This is a genomic window from Chitinophaga sp. (assembly GCF_036569185.1).
GTDB lineage: Bacteria > Bacteroidota > Bacteroidia > Chitinophagales > Chitinophagaceae > Chitinophaga.
Genome location: NZ_DATCRD010000318.1, coordinates 1 through 16345 on the forward strand (window position 1 = coordinate 1; position 16345 = coordinate 16345).

Annotated in this window: 18 protein-coding genes; 6 read left to right on the top strand and 12 right to left on the bottom strand. The window is 47.2% G+C overall.

The window, feature by feature from the left end:
- Positions 1-114 precede the first annotated feature (114 nt).
- Entirely contained in the window at positions 115-678 is a 564-nt protein-coding gene (locus tag VIM72_RS24390) for a Crp/Fnr family transcriptional regulator (protein ID WP_332005434.1), read from the bottom strand.
- Between the two features lie 120 nt (positions 679-798).
- Here VIM72_RS24390 and VIM72_RS24395 point away from each other — a divergent pair, with 120 nt between their 5' ends.
- Positions 799-1266 carry a hypothetical protein gene (locus tag VIM72_RS24395; RefSeq protein WP_332005435.1) on the top strand — a complete coding sequence of 156 codons (468 nt, stop codon included), beginning with the start codon at positions 799-801 and terminating at the stop codon, positions 1264-1266.
- A gap of 86 nt (positions 1267-1352) precedes the next feature.
- Here the strand turns inward: VIM72_RS24395 and VIM72_RS24400 are convergent, their stop codons facing one another.
- Genes VIM72_RS24400 through VIM72_RS24420 form a run of 5 tightly spaced genes read right to left on the bottom strand, consistent with a single transcriptional unit; the run spans position 1353 to position 5422 of the window.
- Entirely contained in the window at positions 1353-2057 is a 705-nt protein-coding gene (locus VIM72_RS24400) for a hypothetical protein (RefSeq protein ID WP_332005436.1), read from the bottom strand.
- 58 nt (positions 2058-2115) lie between these two features.
- Positions 2116-3147, bottom strand: coding sequence for a hypothetical protein (locus VIM72_RS24405; protein WP_332005437.1), 1032 nt, complete (start codon positions 3145-3147; stop codon positions 2116-2118).
- 12 nt (positions 3148-3159) lie between these two features.
- Positions 3160-3906 (bottom strand): hypothetical protein, encoded by a 747-nt coding sequence (locus VIM72_RS24410; protein ID WP_332005438.1) that lies wholly within the window; start codon positions 3904-3906, stop codon positions 3160-3162.
- Positions 3907-3913: 7 nt separating this feature from the next.
- Positions 3914-4702 (bottom strand): HmuY family protein, encoded by a 789-nt coding sequence (locus tag VIM72_RS24415; RefSeq protein ID WP_332005439.1) that lies wholly within the window; start codon positions 4700-4702, stop codon positions 3914-3916.
- 24 nt (positions 4703-4726) lie between these two features.
- Complete coding sequence (locus VIM72_RS24420; protein WP_332005440.1) at positions 4727-5422, bottom strand: HmuY family protein; 696 nt, start codon at positions 5420-5422, stop codon at positions 4727-4729.
- Positions 5423-5597: 175 nt separating this feature from the next.
- On the opposite strand from VIM72_RS24420, the gene VIM72_RS24425 reads away from it, so the two are divergent.
- A complete protein-coding gene (locus VIM72_RS24425; RefSeq protein ID WP_332005441.1) occupies positions 5598-5927 on the top strand; it encodes an antibiotic biosynthesis monooxygenase in 330 nt (109 codons plus the stop codon).
- Positions 5927-6052 carry an alanyl-tRNA synthetase gene (locus VIM72_RS24430; RefSeq protein WP_332005442.1) on the top strand — a complete coding sequence of 42 codons (126 nt, stop codon included), beginning with the start codon at positions 5927-5929 and terminating at the stop codon, positions 6050-6052. Before VIM72_RS24425 ends, VIM72_RS24430 begins: the two co-directional genes overlap by 1 nt.
- A gap of 36 nt (positions 6053-6088) precedes the next feature.
- Here VIM72_RS24430 and VIM72_RS24435 read toward each other — a convergent pair whose 3' ends face one another.
- Positions 6089-7078, bottom strand: a complete 990-nt coding sequence (locus tag VIM72_RS24435; RefSeq protein ID WP_332005443.1) for an AraC family transcriptional regulator — start codon at positions 7076-7078, stop codon at positions 6089-6091.
- 272 nt (positions 7079-7350) lie between these two features.
- Between VIM72_RS24435 and VIM72_RS24440 the strand changes: the two genes are divergently transcribed.
- A complete protein-coding gene (locus tag VIM72_RS24440) occupies positions 7351-9501 on the top strand; it encodes a TonB-dependent receptor (protein WP_332005444.1) in 2151 nt (716 codons plus the stop codon).
- On the opposite strand, the gene VIM72_RS24445 is transcribed toward VIM72_RS24440, so the two are convergent.
- Positions 9495-10364, bottom strand: coding sequence for a LysR family transcriptional regulator (locus VIM72_RS24445; protein WP_332005445.1), 870 nt, complete (start codon positions 10362-10364; stop codon positions 9495-9497). The genes VIM72_RS24440 and VIM72_RS24445 overlap by 7 nt on opposite strands.
- Before the next feature lie 96 nt (positions 10365-10460).
- Here VIM72_RS24445 and VIM72_RS24450 point away from each other — a divergent pair, with 96 nt between their 5' ends.
- A complete protein-coding gene (locus VIM72_RS24450) occupies positions 10461-11399 on the top strand; it encodes an alpha/beta hydrolase (RefSeq protein WP_332005446.1) in 939 nt (312 codons plus the stop codon).
- On the opposite strand, the gene VIM72_RS24455 is transcribed toward VIM72_RS24450, so the two are convergent.
- Together VIM72_RS24455 and VIM72_RS24460 are read right to left on the bottom strand one after the other, a co-directional pair.
- On the bottom strand, positions 11360-11641 hold the full coding sequence (locus VIM72_RS24455; RefSeq protein ID WP_332005447.1) for a hypothetical protein: 282 nt from the start codon (positions 11639-11641) through the stop codon (positions 11360-11362). The two genes, VIM72_RS24450 and VIM72_RS24455, sit on opposite strands and share 40 nt — an antisense overlap.
- Positions 11613-12635, bottom strand: coding sequence for an LLM class flavin-dependent oxidoreductase (locus tag VIM72_RS24460; RefSeq protein WP_332005448.1), 1023 nt, complete (start codon positions 12633-12635; stop codon positions 11613-11615). The genes VIM72_RS24455 and VIM72_RS24460 overlap by 29 nt, the downstream gene beginning before the upstream one ends.
- Positions 12636-12908: 273 nt before the next feature.
- On the opposite strand from VIM72_RS24460, the gene VIM72_RS24465 reads away from it, so the two are divergent.
- Positions 12909-14279, top strand: a complete 1371-nt coding sequence (locus tag VIM72_RS24465; protein WP_332005449.1) for a serine hydrolase domain-containing protein — start codon at positions 12909-12911, stop codon at positions 14277-14279.
- A gap of 14 nt (positions 14280-14293) precedes the next feature.
- On the opposite strand, the gene VIM72_RS24470 is transcribed toward VIM72_RS24465, so the two are convergent.
- Together VIM72_RS24470 and VIM72_RS24475 are read right to left on the bottom strand one after the other, a co-directional pair.
- Entirely contained in the window at positions 14294-14533 is a 240-nt protein-coding gene (locus VIM72_RS24470; protein ID WP_332005450.1) for a GlsB/YeaQ/YmgE family stress response membrane protein, read from the bottom strand.
- Positions 14534-14693: 160 nt separating this feature from the next.
- Entirely contained in the window at positions 14694-16343 is a 1650-nt protein-coding gene (locus VIM72_RS24475; protein WP_332005451.1) for a RagB/SusD family nutrient uptake outer membrane protein, read from the bottom strand.
- Between the last annotated feature and the right edge of the window lie 2 nt (positions 16344-16345).

Genomic DNA, 16345 nt, shown 5'->3' on the forward strand with positions numbered 1-16345 from the left:
CGTTGATTGTGTTGCATTCATATACTCTGCTGTTTAATGGTTAAAAAAACTGATACTGTAAAGATCGGCAGATCTACCCGTTTCAACCCGTGACAATCGTCACAAAGCAGGCGCCTACCTCCTGCTGCGGATGCGGCTTAATGTTTCCCTGGCTACGCCAAGATAAGACGCCAGCTGCGTAAGTGATACCCGCTGCAACAAGGCCGGATCATGCGTTTCCAGGAATTCATAACGCTCCTGGGGGCTCATTAACTTAAACATGGCCGCATGCTTTTCCTGTTTTATGGCGATCTGCTGAAGGCATTGCCTTCCCAGCGTTTCTATAGCGGGATCCTGCAGCGCTACTTCCCTCAGCTTCTTTTTGTCGAACCGCACAGCACTCAGTGGCTCTGATGCCTGGATGGAAAATTCGGACTTTTCCCCGGTAGCAAAACTGTGGATATTGGTGGCAATATCATTTTCAAAAAAGAAGGCGATGTTGATATCATGACCGTCTTTATCCTGGAATGCCCTGCAGTACCCGCTACTTATAAAAAACAGTGCATCACATACCTTGCCGGTTTCTAACAGGAACTCATCCTTACACAATGTTACTTTTGTTAATGCCGGCGCCAGCGCCTGCCAGTTCTCCGGGCTAAACGGGGTGAGTGTATGAATATATCTCAATAAATTTTCCATACCCAAACTTATATAAAATCAGCAGCCATCCCTAAAAAAAGCACCCTCTCTTTGTCCAATTTCCATCTCCCCGATCATTATTACAGCGAAATAACTTATCCATCAACTAAAACTTGCAATATGTCAATGCTTTCCGCTCTACTGATGTTACATTTACTGGCGCTTATCCTGATGGCAGGCACTACGTTCATCGACTTTATGAATTACCGGATGTTCTGGAAACTCTTTAACCATCAAAGAAAACAGGCCGATGGCATCCTGTCGGCCTCCGCAAAGTTTCCAAGACTGATGGGGATCGGTGCAGGGTTTCTTATTATCACCGGGGTAGGAATGATTGCCCTGACGCATGGAGTATGGACTCAACAGTTGTGGTTCAGGATCAAAATGATTTTTGTGCTGCTCCTGATCCTCAATAGTATCTTTTATGGCAACAGGATGAGTGCAAAACTAAGGGTTATTGTTAGCCGGGATGCCCCGGACCTGGCGCAGCAGCTGTTGAGTTTAAAAGGCCAATTGCAGACATTTCATCTTTTGCAGTTTGGCTTTCTGCTGATGATCATTTTCCTGAGCGCTTACAAATTCAATTGAGCTGCCAGGCTGGCTCAAAGAAAAAGCGGCTGTTTTCGCAGCCGCTTTTATCAGGAAAGCATTACAGCAGGTATTCCGGTTAACTGTTACAAAGTCTTATAACGGAAATGATAATACGGGAAGGCACCACCTGTAACCTGGTTCTGGTAGATAGAAATGATCTCAAAGGCTACCACGGTAGTACCGGATTTGAATAACAGCGTACGACCGCTCACAGGTGTAACCGTGTGGCCTGCGCTCCAGTTGTAAATATACCAGCCCTTGCCGTTGGCGAGCGCTGATACTGCCGGAGGTATGCCGGTGCCTACTACGGTGTTCATACCAATTGTGTTGGCAACAGGCACTGTTGCGGTGGTCCAGTCGGCGGCCACTACGCTTGAAAATGCCTTGTCCACAAAACGCAGCTCATCTGTACCGCCGGCAGTAATATCGCCGGTAGCGATACCAGAAAATTTGATATTGTAGCTGGCAGGGGTTCCGGCATCATTATCTGAAAAACGCCAGAAGAAAGTACCGTTGGCTGGTTGTCCCGGTTCGGTTGAATAAACCTGCTTGAAATTTTCAACGCGGTATACACTGCCGTTGCGGTATACTTTACCCTGGCCATTGTTATTGGTAATGTCAACGCTGCCGCCGTCCGGCACTACCACATCTGCCTGTGTCCGGCCGCCGAGCGACTGAAGATCAGGTGCGGCAACATCGTTGCTCTTAGAGCAGGATGCGAGGAACATAGCACCGGTTCCCAACAACACCCATGATAATTTTGAAAGGTTTCTGGTTAATCTGGTCATTACGATAGGGTTTAAATTAATAATGAAAAAAAAGGAATACTGCTATAATAAGTTATGATTAGTCGGTAATGGTGATGGTGACTGCGCCGGTTACTTCTACGTAATTTTTCCGCGTATTCATCCAGCTCCAGAAGGAGAAGAAATCGCTGGTGCGGAGTTGTATCCCCATGCCTTTATCGTCGAAGCCGCCCAGTTCATAAGTTCCTTTGGGAAAATCGGCCGGTACCTTGTAGGTTGCTGATGTTGCTGTAAAGTTTTCCAGGGTAAACGTGCCGATCTCGCGCTCAGACCAGTCGGCCTTATAACCGTATACCCGGGCATCTTTCATATCTACAAAGCCGGTCCCTGAAAAAGTAATGGTGCTGTTCCGTTTTATAGTAAGAGGGGCGGTTAAAGGAGTCGCTTTAGGACGCCTGCTTTCCGGGTAAATGATGCCTACCAGCGCTTCCGTGGTAACAGCCGACACCTGTCCGCTGGTAAACTTCAGTTGATATGCCCCTTCGCTGAAGCTGATATTTTCAGGAACAGTTATATCTGCATAGTGAATATTATTCCTAACCTGGAAGGCTACACGTAATGCTTCTTCCCTGCCGGCGGTGTTCACCAGGTATGCCTTTGTACTGGCTGCATCTTCCACCAGGTATTTTACATCCCTGTTGGTGTTGATGGAAAATGTACCGCCTTTGAGCACTGCGTAGGAAACATTTTCGTTAAACTGTATACCGGGTTGATTGAGCACCAGCTTCAGGAAATAATTTCTGGCAGCGCCGCTTTGCGATGTAACGGTAAACTTTGTACCTGTTGCCAGGCTTACAGCAGCGCCGGAAGCCGGGGTAACGGTGGCATGATCCGAAACGCGGATTACCGGCGATACCGTTGCGGGAAGTGCTGCATAAGCAGGCCAGTAAACCAGGATACTGTCGCCGTTTACAGCTGCATTGATCACGCCGCTGCCACCGGCAGTTACAGCAAAGCTTTCTATTTTATTATAGGGAGAACTGGCATATTCCGTTTCCTTTTTACAGGATGTCACCAGCGCCATGCCGGTAGCGAGTGTTCCAACATATATAAGCCTGACAATATGATTCATGTGGTTGATTAATTATTTCTTATTGAGAAGATGAATACGGATCGGATTTTTCGTGGTGGCCACTTTTGCGTAGGAATACACCCTGATCCTGTACAGCCCTTCTGCGGGCAGCATAGCCAGGATAGGATCCGACTGCTCTTTATACCGTATAACGGTGAAGTCTAAACGTGTAAGATCGGTGGTATTGAATGTACTGATGTTAAGCGGGCCGTATTCTTTGTTTTGTTCGTCTACCAGCATCACCTTGATCAGGTCCAGGTTGGATGCAAACCCCGTACCGTTCAGCCCAAAGGAGAAGGAATCAAAATCGAGATTCATGTTAAGGGAATAGGTGGTCGGGTTAGCGGGATCGGCGCTTACCTCCTCCAGGGTAAGATCCGGTTGCTGTACCTGGATATGCAGCGTATAGGTTTTCACCTTCCCGTCTTTTCCCTTCACATTATATTTTATCTCCCGCCCTTTACGGAAAAGATCCAGCAGGTCTTCTATCATGGTACCGGAGGCTGGGGTAACAGTGGCGCCTTCGCTTACTTTCATCTCCGGTTCCAAAGTTAACAGCTGCAGGTAAAACGGCAGGTACGCGGTAATGGAGCTCTCTGCCTGGCTGATAGCGCCATAAATAGGGCTTCCCTGCACATTCACAATTTTATATTCCAGTAACTGGTTGTCCGCTTCCGGTGCAAATGGAATGATATCCGTTTTGGTACAAGCCGGCAGTACAAAAAGAGCTGCCAATAGTATGCAGTAAATTTTCTTCATCTCGGGATTATTGAATGTCCAGGTTTTTGCTGCCATCCATCTGGATAGCGTAACGGAAAGTGACATATCCGGGCTTATTGTCCCTGCCGGGATCCAGCGGATTGTCTTTATAAATATTTTCGATGATGATCTTAGCGTAATGACCTCTGGTGGTTTTTACCACGATCACTCTTGGCATGGCATACACTACGTGTGCTTTCTTAGGATCACCAGGAAAAAGACTGCCGTAGAAATCATAATATCCCCAGCCGTCAAAATTATTCTGGAAGTGATCCAGTCCCGCATCCTTTATTCCCATCTGCCCGTCTGTAACAGGTACTGTTTTAACGGATTGGAAGGCGATTGCCCACAGCTCCCGTGCAATGGGCAATACTTTTGGCTTAAAGTTGATGGTATCATAATACTGTGCATCGAATTGGCGGTCGGCGACTACATACAGCCTGGCATTGCCCGGGCCTCCATATCCCGGTGATCCAACTGAGGCGCCGTTATTGGGATAAATGCTGCTGTTGTAGATACCATAGAAAACGATATCCCATTTGTTTGTTTGTTTCAAAGAAGCAGGGATCACTTTATTTTCTTCCAGGCTGTAATAGAGCGACTCAGCATTGCCACCGGAAGTGGCATTAGTATCAGCCACCAGGTTCACTACCCGGTAAACGCCGGTTTTTACAGCACCGGGATCAGTGCCCCCGGGATCTACGGTGTCGTTGTTGCTGCCCTTGGAACATGCCGCCAGGAAGCAGGCAGATAATAGCATAGCAATAGCTGTCCGCCATGAAATATGCGAAATCATAATGATTGGAATTTCTGAGAATGTTTACCTGTTTTTAAGATTCCGGCTACCGTCTGTTTGTACGAAATAGCGGAAAGTAAGATAAGGCGCCGGCCAGAACAGGTCTGTCACTACCGGTGGATTACCTTTATAGATATTTAATAGTTCCAGTTTTGCAAAATTGCCGTTTGCCGTTTTCAGCACGAAAGTGCGGTTTCTAACTGGAACGCATATATGATTATTCAGCGAATAGAAGAACCATCCCAGGCCGTTGCCATTATCCCAACCCACCCCTGCCAGTCCCTGGCTCGCGAACACCTCTTCAGAAGGCGCGGTGGTAACATTATCAAATGGCTGTTCCACAATTACCAGCCCGCCTGCTCCAGGTCCTTTATAACCCGGCGTTCCGGCTATCTTACCATTATTGATCACCACAAAAGAGTTATACTCTTTGGAGAAGGCGATGTCCCAGTCAGCGTTCAGCAGATAGTTCGCAGAATCTGCTGCAGTGCGTATTACATGCGTTTGCTGGTTTCTAAAACTGAAGGTAACTGTATAAAAAGGCCGCTTATCTTTTCCATCTACGCCATTTCCCATGGAGGCGGCGGTATCTGCAGCCAGATCCTTTACAGTAACAGCGGCATCAGCCGGTTGCACAGCGTCATTGTCTTTGCCCGAACAGGAAGCCATCAGCAACGCAGCTGCAAATGGTACAAATATCTTCCAAAAAAAATTCTTCATCAGCATAGCGCAAAGGTGAATAATACCAGTGACCATGACCGGAGAAAAAGCAACCACGAAAGGAAAAAACCACCTCCGCAGTTATTTTCCCGATATGGTAAATGATGTTCCCAATTAGGCGCATGACATAATAGTGACAATATTACTTTTGGTGTATCAAAAAAATAAACTGACTATGAACAAGCATTTTGTAGCTATCAATTACATACAATGTAACAGCGATTATGCCGAAAGATTCGAGCAACTGTTTGCCTCCAGGGCGCATGCTATTGACACCATGCCGGGGTTTATCAACATGCATGTATTACGGCCTGCCAAACCGGAAGATGATTACCTCATCGTCAGCTACTGGGAACATGAGCAGGCGTTTAAAAACTGGACTAAATCAGAAGCCTTTATAGCCGGCCATAAGCGCGGCTTTGAAGACCTGGCGAAAGCAAAGGCGGAAGGGAAACCGGCGCCGATGCGCAGCGATTTTAAAATCTACCAGATAATCAGTGAATAATGGAAACAGCATCCAGAAAACAACAATTGATCAAATGGCTGAAACGCCTTGGCTTCTGGGGATTCATCTTCTTTCTTCTGAAAGGCCTTTTCTGGCTATACCTGATATACCGGGTTGCCAGGTAAATGGCAATAAAAAGAAAAGGTAAGTCGGTGTGCGGCTTACCTTTTCATTATACCCGGTGAAAACCCGAAATGCTTTTTGAATGCCCTGGTGAAATGGGCGGTATGTTTATATCCCGAGAGATAGGCTACTTCCGACACACTCTTTCCTTCCGCCAGCAGCTCCCTGGCATGTGTCATTTTGATATTCTGCAGATAGCCGTATACGGTAGTACCAAATACCTGTTTGAAATGGCTTTTCAGATAAGCATCATTGGTGCCTACCTGGTGGGAAAGGTCGATCAACGTGCATGGGCTGTTAATATTCTTTGTGATGATATCCCTTGCCAGGTACATCCTGTCTATATCCTCTTTCTTTAATTTCCGGGGAGAAATATCTTTTGCGGAAACGCCTGCCATCTGCTCATAATGCGTAAGCTGTATGGCCAGCAGCTCTATGGTCTTGGCTTTTATAAACAGCTGCATATAACGTCCTTCCAGCGGGCAATTCAGCATATCGAAAAGAATGGTGCTGATGTTGGCCTGCAAGGGAAGATTGTTTTTACTGAGTGGAACGGGCGTATTATCCTGTACGCTTTTCTGGAAAACATCAAACAAGGGATGTTCTTCCGGCATAAAGTTGAGTAACAGTCCCGGGCTTACGCCCAGTTCAAATATTTCCAGCGGCTCCTGTGGTTGCCAGCTGAGCTGGATCTCCTGTTCAGGAAAGAAAAGATAATTGTATTGCTGCCGGCCCATACTGGCCAGTTCTGTTTTACCGCTGTTTACATAATAACTTTTACTGCCGCTGAGCGTATAGCTCAACTGAAGAAATGGCTGCTGATTACTGAAAACGACGCTGCCGCCTTTCTCCGATTTCAGGCTGTAATAACCCAGAGTAATACCATCTGGGCTATACATTTCCTGGATGGTACCAATATGTCCGTGTTGACTGAGCGCACGTTTCCGCTGCCTGAGCGTTTCCTCCCCGAGAATGTTGAACGGGCAGGCATTGAATAGTTGGTGATGGGTGTTTGCTGCTGCAGACAATGGTACTGTTATTAATTTCAGAATACAAGAACAAGGCAATATTAAAGTATTGATCATTCAAAGTATTTGCGCAAAGAGGAACTTCTTTTACGAATACGGGAAGACCCTTTGTCATACGATATCTGACAATCCACTTTTTCCGTTTATGGTAACTTTTTTTCCCTCCGGGATTCACAGGCAGGAAGGGCGCTTTCCGCAACGGGTAATACTTTCTCCATCTATGACGTGCAGAATACCGCATCTTGCGGGATCTTAAAAGCGCCAGAGAACAAATGTGTACCAGATTCATTCTTCCCGCATTCCTGCTGCTCACAGGAAATACTTATGCTGCTGCAACTGTTGCCGACACAACAGGTTTGCAAAAGGTGCAACAATTGAATGGCGTTGATGTGCACTCCCACTACTATAAAAAAACGGATGACCTTATTGATATAAAAAAAGTTGCGGCCCCTACCCTTGTAATAGACGCCAAAACCATTCAGCGCATGGGTAGCAGGCGCCTGGATGAAGTGTTGCGTGAACAGGCCGGAATGGCCGTTGTAAGCGACCTCGGGGCTGGTAACCGGAGCATTGGTATCCAGATGCAGGGCTTCAGCTCGGCCTATGTACTGGTACTGCTCAACGGCCTGCCGCTCTCGGGGCGTTTCAACGAAAACTTCGACATTAGCCGTATCAGTGTACAGCATATTGAGCGCATAGAGATCATTAAAGGCGCCTCCAGCAGTCTTTACGGCAGTGAAGCATTAGGCGGTGTGATCAACATCATCACCCGGCAGCATGTGCACAAACCGGAGGCCGTACTGTCTGCCCTATACGGCACTTATAACACCGCTGATATCAGCGCGCTTGCGGAAACGCCTTTCGCACATAAAAAAGGCTCCATTCACTTGTCGGCAGATTACTACCGGACAGATGGATTTAATGTAAATACCGGGTACCTGAAAGATGGACAAACGGCTCCGCCTTATCACAGCTTCAGTGGTCAGACCCGTGCATCCTGGCAGTTGGATAACCGTAACACCCTGCAGCTGAGCGCCAGAGCGGCCAGCCGACATTCCACCATGACGCGCTCTTATGGTACACAACCCTTCCGCGATCAACTGGATGAAACAGATATCAACGCGGCATTATCTTTACGTACTAACCTGAACGAATATACGCGATTACTCACCAGGTATTATTTCACCCATTATGGTACCAACCAGGATGTGCAGATCATAGAAACCGGGAAGCTACTGCAGGAAAACAGGTTCTCCCAACAGATCCAGCGCCTGGAAGTACAGGGCAGCAGGCTATTGTATGAGGACCGCCTGGGCATCACCAGCGGCATTGGCGGGGAACTGCTGCATATGCGCAACAACACAGTGACCGGCGCCCCGGATCAGCAGAACTACTTCGGGTATATGCAGGCTAACTTCAACTCCAACCGCAAATACGTACTGATAGCAGGCTTGCGTTACGATGGTAACAGTCTTTATGGAGGGAGGTTAAACCCCACTGCCGGTGTGGAATACACCCCATTCAAATGGTGGCAGCTAAAAGGCTCGGTAGGACAGGGATTTAAAGCGCCAACTTACGCACAGTCGTACCAGGTATTCACCAACATTACACAGGGTTACACCGTGGTGGGCGCCAATATTTTCAACACTGCTGTGGAAGACCTGAAGAAAGCAGGCCTGGTGCAATCCGTATGGAGCAATGCAGCTTCCATGAAAGCACTGGAAGCAGAAACATCGGTATCATGGAACCTGGGCAGCCGCTTCACTATCTGTGAAGGCTATACGTTTTCCGTGAATGGTTTCTATAACAATATCCGTCACCTCATCAATACAGAACAGGTAGGCATTATGCGGAACGGGCAGCAGCTGTTTTCTTATCTCAATCTCGGGAAGGCTTATACCACAGGGCTGGAAGCATCGCTGGAACTGAGCCCGCTGCCGGGATTAAAGATAACCGGCGGTTACCAGTACCTGGTTGCCAAAAGCAAGGATGTGGAAGACAGTATCCGTAACGGCACAGGCGCCTACAGTAAAGTACGTTCCGATCATGGCATCCGTACCGCCAGTTCCCGTGATTACTTTGGCCTGCCCAACAGGAGCAGGCATATGGCCACTATGCAGGTATATTACACTTTCCGTCCCTGGGCGCTGCACACTTCCCTGCGTGCCAGCTATCGCAGCAGGTATGGTTTCCTTGATATCGATAATAATGGGTACATCGATCACTACGACATCTTTGTAAAAGGATATACGCTATTATATCTCTCTATTCAAAAACCATTGCTAAAGGAAAAATTACTGCTTAAACTATCCATAGATAATATCGGTAATTATACCGATTATCTGATGCCGGCCCAACCTGGCCGGGTGTTTATGGGAGGAGTGAGTTACCGGTTTGGGGCAAGGGAGAAATCAGCCTATTGACAAAACCGCTTCATCATCTCCACCTGCTCCGATGTCATCTTCGTTTCATCATAAGCCAGGTACAGCATGTTTTCAGTAGCTACCCTGCCATGCCAGATAATTTTCAAATCATCATTCAGCAGGTAATCTGCGGCTATTGTTAAGGCATTAGTGTATTTAAGTGATTTTAAAATAAGGTTCATATCCGGTACTACGCAGTATGGTTTTATAACCGGATGTTTGAAGAAGTTCTTTTTCCAGAATCTGCGAATGATGGCAAGGTCTGTGGTATATGCAAACCAGGATTGCGACACCAACCAGGCTTCCGCGCTTTGCCAGTCTTCCTCCCTGAGGCTATTATCAAACTCCGTAGTATCAATGGCTTTGCTGCCTGCAATAATAAAATGCTCCTGGCGGACAGGCTCAAAAACAAGATGCCTGTAATCGGCCAGCTTTGTAGCTACCACGAAATCCAGCGCCCCTCTCTGCAACTTTCCCAGCAGCTCTCTGGTACGCCCGAAAGAGAAAACAAGGCTTGTATCAATGGTACTTATTTTCTCCGCTAATACAGCCTGGAAATACTCCTGTACAACACCTAACCGCACAATGGAAGGCTGTTTTTTCAGACCTGCGGCATTAAAGCCCGATTCCACTTTCTCCAGCTTTTCCAATGGCTCCACAACCTGTGTATAAAATAATTTACCGTAATCGGTAGGCACAAGTTTTGGTTTCCGTTCAAATAACGGCTTACCAACATGGGCTTCCAGTAAAGAAAGATGCTGACTCACATTAGGCTGTGATATAAACAGGATCTTCGAAGCAGCTGTTAACGATCCTGTTTGATAAACGGCTTTAAATGTCCGGTACCATTCCAGATTAACCATGCAATAAAGTTATAATTATTTTTATGACCGCTCATAAAATAAGCTATTTTACTTATATCGCGCTTCGATGGAAATTTGTTTTCAAAAAATAACAAAATGGACATCTTACCACAGGTACAGGACGCATTGACTTACATGGCGTCTGTTAAAGCTACCCACATTGAAAACAAGCTGCTGGCTTCAAGAGCGTCTTATGAAGAGCTGGCGCCCCTTGCAGGGGAAGAGGAAGCAGTATTTGCAGTTGAAAACAAAGTCATTGCGCTTAACGGCCGGGCAATTAATATCAGGATTTACAGGCCCGGTGATAAAAAAGCATTACCGGCATTAATCTTTTTTCATGGCGGAGGTTTCTTCAAAGGCAGTCTTGATTCGCACGACCGCCCCCTGCGGCAACTGGCCAATTTATCAGGAGTGGTGATCATTTCGGTAGATTACCGGCTGGCGCCTGAATACCCGTTTCCCAATGGTTTGAATGATTGTGTGGAGGCTACTGTATGGATCATGCAACATGCAGCAACACTGGACATAGACAAACAACGCATAGCAGTAGCAGGAGACAGTGCCGGTGGTACGCTGGCTACCATTGTAGCAGGAAAGTTGAAGCAACTGGTATGCCAGGTACTTATATATCCTCTCACCAGCTACACGTTTGATACGCCTTCCTGGCAGGCATTTGCAGAAGGTCCTGTTTTAACTTTAAAGAAAGGTATTGAGTTGTGGGAGTATTATACGGAAGACAGGAGCAAAGCGGCGCCTATATGCAACGATGATCTATCGGGTATGCCCGATACATTTATCATCACCGCAGAATACGACCCGCTGCGTGATGAAGGAATGGCCTACGCCGAAAAGCTTCGCCATGCGAATGTGCAGGTAACGGAAAAGCTTTACCCGAAAATGATACATGGCTTCGTGCAGATGGGAGGCGTCATAGACCAGGGCAAGGAAGCCCTTACAGATATAGCTGCGTATATCAGGTATAAGTTACTGCCTGTTCATGGCAATAGCTTCCGCCATTCTGCAGGGGTTTCATAATTCCTGAAGTTCCTGATCCGGTGAAATGTAAGGTAATTGGCATTATGTTGATTATCCGCTTCACTCTCTTCATCGTCAAAAACAGTTCTCAATACCGCGATGATATCTTTATTATCAAACTGGAAATCGAAGTATTGAAAGCCATGTTTTTCCACATCCGGGTGATGCAGTACAATACCGCGGACCTCCCAGCTTCTCAGCGAATATCCTGCATTAACGCCACCCCAATCCAGGTGCAACATGCGCTAAAATAGAAGAGAGCACATGCACATTGTAGTCAACGCCTAATGTATTGGGTATTGTCAGCAGTATGGTATCCGCTTCCCTGATAGCTTCATCCTGCGCCAGTTCTTTTATGAGCTGATCGGGTTCCGCCGCATAGCTTCTTCCGAAAATGGCACGTTTGCCCGGTTCAATCGTCCCGATCTTATCGGTCCGGTCGGATTCCTGGCCAAAGAAATAGCGATCCTGGTCGGTTACCAGTGCAAAAATAGACCGGCTTACCGACACCCTTGGCTCCCGTTGGTGCCCTGCTTTTTTCCATGCTTCCTTGTACAACCTGATCTGCTCGGCCTGTTGCACATGGAAAGGCTTGCCACTTTCATCCTGTTTCAACGTAGAGCTTTGAAGGTACATTCCATTTTCGGCCGCCCAAACAGCCGTGGCATTGGAGGCGGCTCCCCACCAGATACGTTCCCGCAAACCTTCCGAATGTGGCTCCAGGCGCAGCAGGCCCGGTGGGTTCGGAAACATTGGGTACGGGTTGGGCCGGGCAAACCCCACCCCTTTTAACTTATCCAGGAATTCCAGCGCTTTACGGCGACCCATATCTGCGTCGGTTTCTCCTTCCGCCGGCTCATATCCAAAATATTTCCAGCCATCAATTACCTGTTCCGGCGACCCTCTGCTGATTCCCAACTGTAACCGCCCCTCCGAAATCAGGTCGGCCGCCCCGGCGTCTTCCACCATATACAGGGGATTTTCGTAACGCATATCAATTACCCCCGTTCCAATTTCTATTTTTTTTGTTCTGGCGCCGATAGCCGAAAGTAAAGGGAATGGCGACGCCAGCTGGGCTGCAAAATGATGCACCCGGAAATAGGCGCCGTCTAAACCGATTTCCTCTGCAGCAACAGCCAGGTCAATAGACTGCAGCAACGTATCGCTTGCGGTACGGGTTTTATAGGCAGGATGGTTAGACCAATGCCCGAATGATAAAAATCCTATCTTCTTCATACATCTAATTTCAGGTGAAAAGTAACTCATTATTAAACAACAGAAAAATACCACTACACTAACAAAAAGGTTAGCGGCCGGATTGCTGAGCTAATGACCCCTGTCAGAAATGTACCACAATACACTGAATTTCCCTTCGGGAAGTATACTCAATGACCTGATTTATGCTCAAATCCGGTTTTTGAGAGGTGTAATGGCCCCATTCTACCGCTTCCATTACTGGTTTCGTCCTACATTCACCGGCAAATTAATTACATGGTAAAATCTTTGTTTTTGTTATTGATCTCTTTTACATGCCTGGGCATGGTATCCGGTTTTGGCCAGTCGGCGCTTTCCGAAAAACCGGAAAACAGGATCAGTAAATTTGTAAACACCCGTCTTTTTACGATTGCGCCCGGAGCCGTGGTACTTGTAGCCCGGGGGAAAGAAATATTATATTACGAGGCGATCGGTAAAAACAATGTAGAAAAGAATACAAAAATGACGAAGGATGCTGTATTCCGGATAGGCTCACTCACCAAACCATTTACTGCCACCGCTATCCTGATGCTGGTAGAAGAAAATAAGATCAGCCTGGATGATACTATCCAGCAATATATACCCGATTTCCCGATCAAAGCCTACCCGGTAACAATAGAGCACCTGCTCACGAATACATCCGGGATAAAAAATTACTTCGAAATAAAAAATCCCGCAAAAGAAAGAGAACACTATACCCCCCGCGAAGGCATCTCCTATTTTGAAGACGAGCCACTGGAATTTGAACCCGGCACACAATACCGGTACAGCAATTCCAATTACTACCTGTTGGGGTATATTATTGAAAAGGTGAGCGGGTTAACTTACCCTGATTTCATCCGGCAACGCATTTTTAATGTAGTTGGCATGCCGCATTCCTGCTACGGGCAGGTTTCAAACCGGCGATCACAATTGGCCACCGGCTATTCCAGGCTTAACGGTAAAATAGAAAATGCTGCGTTAGAGGAGATCACTTCTATCTATTCGGCTGGCGGACTGCTGTCCGACGCCATGGATTTATTACATTGGCACCAGGCGCTGTTTGATGGAAAACTGATCAGCAAAGAGCTGCTGAAAAAGGCAACCAGCCGATTTACTTTAAAAGATGGGCGCTTATCGGAATACGGTTATGGATGGTTCATATCTGGCCTGGATAGCATGACCTCCATTGAGCACAGCGGCTCAACGGATGGATACCAAACGGACTTTGTTTATATCCCGGAAAAGGACATCCGCGTCATCACCCTGTTTAACTGCTATAAGACCGACCGTGAATGGGTGATGGCAACAAACGATATAGCCAGGCTTGCTATGGGTAAGCCTTTACAAGAGGATATTCAGTTATCTGAGAAGATACTCCGGCAATATACCGGCACTTATAAACACAACGAAGAATGGCAAATGATCTTTACCATGAAAGGCAGTGATCTGTACGTACGCTGCCCCAAAGCCGGTCTTCCGGACGTCAGGCTATATGCGCTAAGGGAGAACTATTTTTATACGAAAGAAACTCCTATAAAATTTGAATTACTGAAACAGGCCGATGGTAGTATGTTGCTGGTTACCTATAACAATTCCGGCAAAGACGCAGAATGGAAACGTATTGACAAAACCAGTGGCGAATAGTTTTCGGGAAGCAATCACTTTCCCTTTATAAGACGCACCAGCCAGATAAGGATCACTGATCCTACCAATGCTACTATAAGGGAACCAATAAAACCGTTTCCCATATGGATGCCCAGTTTGCCGAATAACCAGCCTCCCAGCCAACCACCAACAACACCGACCAGGATATCTATGAGCACTCCAAATCCGTCGCCACGCATTAATTTACCGGCAAGCCAACCTGCAATGCCGCCAATGAGTAAAGTCCATAACATAAAGAGATATTTTTAGGATAATTGAATGTAACAATTAATTGTTACTTACACTTGTTTTTTTTAACAACTCTCCTTTATAATTTTTATTGAGATAAACAACCGCATCGCCCCTTCGGTCAATGCGGTTGTTATATCATTTATTTTTTTTCAGAAGAATCTTTTAGTAGCCCGGATTAGGCACCAGGTTCGGGTTCAGTGCCAGCTCTATTGCCGGAATAGGGAACACGCGGCGGAACACATCGTTATCAGCCGGTTTGAATCCCCACTTGCCTTCAAATTTACCAAAGCGGATCAGGTCATTTCTTCTCCAGGCTTCCCAGGCAAATTCACGGGCCCGCTCATCCAGGATCATAGGCAATGTGGTGCCCACCAATGGGGTGGTACCTGCACGGCTGCGGATCTTGTTCACCAGCACATCGGCGGTTTGCAGCTCTCCCTTTACTACTGTAGGCGCGGCGCCACGGAGAATGGCCTCTGCTTTCATCATGATCACATCTGCCAGGCGCAATACCGGAAGATCCGTGTTCTGGAAACGGGTGGCTGTATTCACGTTTTTATCAGGATAATACTTAATGGAACGCACGCCTTTCAGTTGGCCCCTCAAATCGTTGCCTACATCAAGCTTGGCTTCTCCACCGGCTTTCAGCGTTAAGGCAGGTGAAATTTCCACCCACCAGTCGGTCGGTGCATCAGCGCCGGGAGAAGACGCATCCAGGGTTTTGGTGGTGGTATGAACAATGTTGGGGGTGCCGTCTTTGTTATACTGCTTACCGGATAACCAGGTATTGTTACGCACATCGTTCGGCTGGTTAAAGTAAGCATAGAAATCGGGAATAGTGCTCAGCGCCACGCTGGGGCCAAATGCCGCCGGCAGGTCAAAACGCTCCTTCAGGAAAGGATGCAGGCAGAAACGGGTAAAATGGCAACCCGGAATGAGATTGGCATCATAAGGGATGGCGAAAATGGTTTCCTTGATCTGCGGGCCATTATCCGGTTTAAAGATCGATGCGTAATCCGCATCCAGTGAATAAGGCGCGTTCAGGAGGATACTATCGGCCATGGCCACTGCATCAGTATAACGCGGCGTGCCGGTATAATACTCAGCATTGAGATACATTTTTTCCAGCAACGCAAAGGCCAGCCATTTGGTAGCGCGCCCGTAGGTGCTGCCGTCAACTTTGGTAGTAAGCCCCGGCAAAGCAGATTTCAATGTGTTCTCAATGAAGGCAAATACTTCCTTACGCGGTTTTGTAGCCGGGAGCGTGTTTACCGGGAAGGTATCCAATACGGGAATGTTACCGTACAGGTCCATCATAAAAAAGTAGAAGAGCGAACGCATCGCCTTCAGTTCCGCAAGAGAAGTCGTTTTATAATCCCCTGCCGGTAAACTGTTTACCAGGTTGATGGCGTTGTTGGCAATATTGATGCCGCCAAAGCCCCACTGCCAGGAACTGATCACATATGGATGACTGCTGCCCCATGTATGCAGGTGCATAAAACGGTATTTTCCACCATCATCGTAGTTACCATCACGGGCCGGGATAATGGCCTCGTCGGTAGAAAATTCCTGTAACATCCAGTAATCCACTCCGTAACTATAACCGGTGCCATTCATCCAGTAGGTGGCATCGCCTGATTTGGTATTGGCCAGCTGTGAATACACCGCTCCGATAGCCGCGGCATAGGAAGCGTTGTTGGAGGGAAAGTTGGAAGGCGTATATTTCGATTCTACATCTACATCCAGCTTGCTGCAGGCGGTAAATGCCATCGCGGCAAGCAGGAAAATGCCAATGATTTTTTTATAGCTCATAT

Bases quoted from the DNA above. Each gene is read 5' to 3' on its own strand.
- VIM72_RS24420 (WP_332005440.1), bottom strand. From the start codon at position 5,422: ATGAAGAATTTTTTTTGGAAGATATTTGTACCATTTGCAGCTGCGTTG.
- VIM72_RS24415 (WP_332005439.1), bottom strand. From the start codon at position 4,702: ATGATTTCGCATATTTCATGGCGGACAGCTATTGCTATGCTATTATCT.
- VIM72_RS24395 (WP_332005435.1), top strand. From the start codon at position 799: ATGTCAATGCTTTCCGCTCTACTGATGTTACATTTACTGGCGCTTATC.
- VIM72_RS24470 (WP_332005450.1), bottom strand. From the start codon at position 14,533: ATGTTATGGACTTTACTCATTGGCGGCATTGCAGGTTGGCTTGCCGGT.
- VIM72_RS24390 (WP_332005434.1), bottom strand. From the start codon at position 678: ATGGAAAATTTATTGAGATATATTCATACACTCACCCCGTTTAGCCCG.
- VIM72_RS24455 (WP_332005447.1), bottom strand. From the start codon at position 11,641: ATGTTGCACCTGGATTGGGGTGGCGTTAATGCAGGATATTCGCTGAGA.
- VIM72_RS24425 (WP_332005441.1), top strand. From the start codon at position 5,598: ATGAACAAGCATTTTGTAGCTATCAATTACATACAATGTAACAGCGAT.
- VIM72_RS24400 (WP_332005436.1), bottom strand. From the start codon at position 2,057: ATGACCAGATTAACCAGAAACCTTTCAAAATTATCATGGGTGTTGTTG.
- VIM72_RS24445 (WP_332005445.1), bottom strand. From the start codon at position 10,364: ATGGTTAATCTGGAATGGTACCGGACATTTAAAGCCGTTTATCAAACA.
- VIM72_RS24460 (WP_332005448.1), bottom strand. From the start codon at position 12,635: ATGAAGAAGATAGGATTTTTATCATTCGGGCATTGGTCTAACCATCCT.
- VIM72_RS24405 (WP_332005437.1), bottom strand. From the start codon at position 3,147: ATGAATCATATTGTCAGGCTTATATATGTTGGAACACTCGCTACCGGC.
- VIM72_RS24450 (WP_332005446.1), top strand. From the start codon at position 10,461: ATGGACATCTTACCACAGGTACAGGACGCATTGACTTACATGGCGTCT.
- VIM72_RS24410 (WP_332005438.1), bottom strand. From the start codon at position 3,906: ATGAAGAAAATTTACTGCATACTATTGGCAGCTCTTTTTGTACTGCCG.
- VIM72_RS24475 (WP_332005451.1), bottom strand. From the start codon at position 16,343: ATGAGCTATAAAAAAATCATTGGCATTTTCCTGCTTGCCGCGATGGCA.
- VIM72_RS24440 (WP_332005444.1), top strand. From the start codon at position 7,351: ATGTGTACCAGATTCATTCTTCCCGCATTCCTGCTGCTCACAGGAAAT.
- VIM72_RS24430 (WP_332005442.1), top strand. From the start codon at position 5,927: ATGGAAACAGCATCCAGAAAACAACAATTGATCAAATGGCTGAAACGC.